Genomic DNA, 3,225 nt, shown 5'->3' on the forward strand with positions numbered 1-3,225 from the left:
ACCGAGCAAGACTTTCAGCAAATGCGAAGTGATCGATTAACTTGCCCTTTCCACACTTTGCACCCGCAAAACTGACAACGCGCCAACGCTAAAACCAATTGAGGCAAACAAAGAAATTTGCCTGTTTTACGGTTTGAGTTAACCAAGAATTTGAGGGTAAAAATGCTCATTTGCCGACAACACAAAACGAATAGCCGGAGAAATCCCAAAAGATTGAACTCCTAAATTTACCTGAGTTGCATAACGCCGCGTTAAGGGGCGCAGGCACGCACTACAAACGTTACCGCATCACACCCTAACCACTAAATAAACTGCAAGCCAAAAATGCCACGCGTGCCAAGTCCCACTTGAACGCTTTGTTATGCGCCTTGCATCCAAGCCCAACTAATACCATAATTAGGTATCTATTGGTACTGAGGACTAAGTTATGGCTAAGAACACTAGTATTACTTTGGGTGACCATTTTGACGGTTTTATTGCTAATCAAATCCAAAGCGGCCGCTATGGCTCTGCAAGTGAAGTTATTCGTTCTGCTTTACGTTTACTTGAAACCCAAGAAACTAAAATGAACACTTTGCGCCAGTTGCTTGTTGAGGGCGAAGAAAGTGGAGTTGCGGATTATGACCTTGATTCGTTTATCAATGAGTTAGATAGCGAAGAGAGAAAATGAGACCATTTCAGTTAACTAACAAGGCGAAATCTGATTTAAGAGATATAGCCTTGTTTACCTCTCGACGTTGGGGTCGCGAACAGCGAAATATTTATCTAAAACAGTTTGATGACTCATTTTGGCTGTTAGCCGAAAATCCTGACATTGGTAAAACCTGTGACGAAATTCGCGATGGCTACAGAAAGTTTCCACAAGGAAGCCACGTAATATTTTATCGTCAGATCGGCAGTCAAAATATTGAGATTATCCGTATCCTTCACAAAAGCATGGATGTGAATCCAATTTTTGGCGCATAACGCCTTGTTAAGGTGTGAGGCGCGCAATGCCGATGCCTCCGCATACCACCTTAACCACCAAAACTAACGCATAGTAAAAATGCCACGCGAGCCGAATCACTCTTGAACAATTTGTTATAACGCGGTTTCCAGTGAACTCATAGTCTCAACTGACCTCAACTCCCCCTTAGAAAACTCCAAGATACTTATCGCAAGTTGATCTAAAGGCATGGACAAAAGACATTTACCATCGGTTCCAAATATACGGCTACCACCTAATCCGCGAATGTTCTGATCGTTGAGCGCTTTTGGCCAGTTGCACTGTAAAACAAACGCATCGAGTTCCTTAGCTATTTCAGAAGCCGCTGAAAAATAGCCTGTTAAGGTATTGTCATTGCCGCTCTGCCTGATATAGCTAGGCCAAACTATGATTTCTGGAGAGCAGGAACGAACTTGAGAGATAAACCAGTCGGCATCCTCGACTTCTCTACAAATTACCGTGGTACAGCGAGTGCCATCAAGATCAAATACGCTTCTATTACCACCTTTAGCAAAAAACTGGGATTCACTTTCAGTTAATCCAGCCTTGTCCCATTGTGCTATGACCTGACCAGTTTTACTGATGCACAAATAACTATTGAACACATTTGACCCAACTACTTTAGGTGCACCAAAAAACAGACTTGTTCGATACTTTTTCGCTAAATTTTGTAGTTCGACTATGGCATTTTGAATTAAGAGTTCTTTACACTCAGCTTTTATATTTCTATGAAAGCCACTTAATGCGAGTTCAGGGAAAATTAGGACATCTAGTGCACCTAGCCTTTTAATGTACCCAGATATTGTCGAAAGGTTTTGTGCAACAGTCCATCTCATTTGCATCTGAACAATGCCTATTTTCACTCTGTACTCCTTTAGCGTTATAACGCCGCGTTAAGGGGTGAATGCCGCATAAACCAAGTTTCCGCAGACCGCTTTCACCACCAAAAATCACCGCATACAAAAAATGCCACGCGGCATGAATCCCTCTTGAACGCCTTGTTATGCTTAAGCTTCAATGGGTTACGTTTTTCTGGAAACAAGATTAACTCGACTTTGATTCACAAACAAAAGCCAAAAGCTAGAAAACTGAAATGACTCATAATTTTTAAGAATCAGACTTTGAACTATGGCAATCAAAACTCAAAAACCTAAGATCAAATTTCTGATTGAGCCAACCGCCCTAACCTCGCGCTTGCCCGAAAATTGATTGAGGCAACGCTCTGAATTTCCAGCGCCAAAGAAAAAGTGTCCGGAAAACAGCGCCCACTGAAGCCAACTTGCCGACAAACTCAAAACCAACCAACCGAGGGAACAAAGAGAAACCATAAACCACTGACTTTGCGTGATTAAGCATAACGCCGCGTTAAGGGGCGCAGGCACGCACTACACAAGTGACCGCATGACAACTTAACCACTAAACCCAACGCAAATTGAAAATGCCACGCGTGCCAAGTCCCTCTTGAACGCTTTGTTATGTTTAAGCTTCAAGGGCTTACGTTTTGCCAAAACCAAGATTAACTCAGCTTTGGCTCACAAACAAAAGCCAAGACCAAAAAAACCGAAACGACTCATAATTTGAAAATCAAGTTTTGAACTTTGGCCGCCAATACTCAAAAACCTACAGTTCAAATTTCTGATTGAGCCAGCCGCACCAACCTCGAGCTTACTCGAAAATTGACTGAGGCAACTCTTTGAGTTTCCAGCGCTAAAGAATAATTGTCCGGAAAACAGCGCCCGCTGAAGCCAACTTGCCGACAAACACAAAACCAATCAGCCGAGGGAACAAAGAAAAACCATAATCCACTGATTTTTGGTGATTAAACATAACGCCGCGTTAAGGGGCGCCGGCACGCAATACAAAAGTGACCGCATACAACTTAACCACTAAACCCAACGCAAATTGAAAATGCCACGCGTGCCAAGTCCCTCTTAAACGCTTTGTTATGCTTAAGCTTCAATGACTTACGTTTCACCAGAACCTAGATTAACTCGACTTTAATTCACAAACAAAAGCCGAAAACCAAAAAACTGAAATGACTCATAATTTTGAAAATCAGACTTTGAATTTTGGTTGCCAAAACTCAAAAACCTAAGATCAAATTTCTGATTGAGCCAACCGCCCTAACCTCGAGCTTACTCGAAAATTGACTGAGGCAACTCTTTGAGTTTCCAGCGCTAAAGAATAATTGTCCGGAAAACAGCGCCCGCTGAAGCCAACTTGCCGACAAACTCAAAACC

The 3,225-nt window shown here is 42.5% G+C and carries 3 protein-coding genes and 1 pseudogene; 2 read left to right on the top strand and 2 right to left on the bottom strand.

Annotated elements, in window-relative coordinates:
- Positions 1 to 427 precede the first annotated feature (427 nt).
- Both UF06_RS15885 and UF06_RS15890 read left to right on the top strand, forming a co-directional pair.
- A complete protein-coding gene (locus UF06_RS15885; RefSeq protein ID WP_011080384.1) occupies positions 428 to 670 on the top strand; it encodes a type II toxin-antitoxin system ParD family antitoxin in 243 nt (80 codons plus the stop codon).
- A complete protein-coding gene (locus UF06_RS15890) occupies positions 667 to 966 on the top strand; it encodes a type II toxin-antitoxin system RelE/ParE family toxin (protein WP_038940224.1) in 300 nt (99 codons plus the stop codon). The genes UF06_RS15885 and UF06_RS15890 overlap by 4 nt, the downstream gene beginning before the upstream one ends.
- Positions 967 to 1,080: 114 nt before the next feature.
- Here the strand turns inward: UF06_RS15890 and UF06_RS15895 are convergent, their stop codons facing one another.
- Together UF06_RS15895 and UF06_RS26300 are read right to left on the bottom strand one after the other, a co-directional pair.
- A complete protein-coding gene (locus UF06_RS15895) occupies positions 1,081 to 1,848 on the bottom strand; it encodes a carbon-nitrogen hydrolase family protein (RefSeq protein WP_045571300.1) in 768 nt (255 codons plus the stop codon).
- 19 nt (positions 1,849 to 1,867) lie between these two features.
- Positions 1,868 to 1,990, bottom strand: a pseudogene (locus tag UF06_RS26300) (DUF3265 domain-containing protein); the annotation flags it as partial.
- Between the last annotated feature and the right edge of the window lie 1,235 nt (positions 1,991 to 3,225).

The sequence above is a fragment of the Vibrio sp. S234-5 genome (assembly GCF_000960595.1).
Taxonomy (GTDB): Bacteria; Pseudomonadota; Gammaproteobacteria; order Enterobacterales; family Vibrionaceae; genus Vibrio.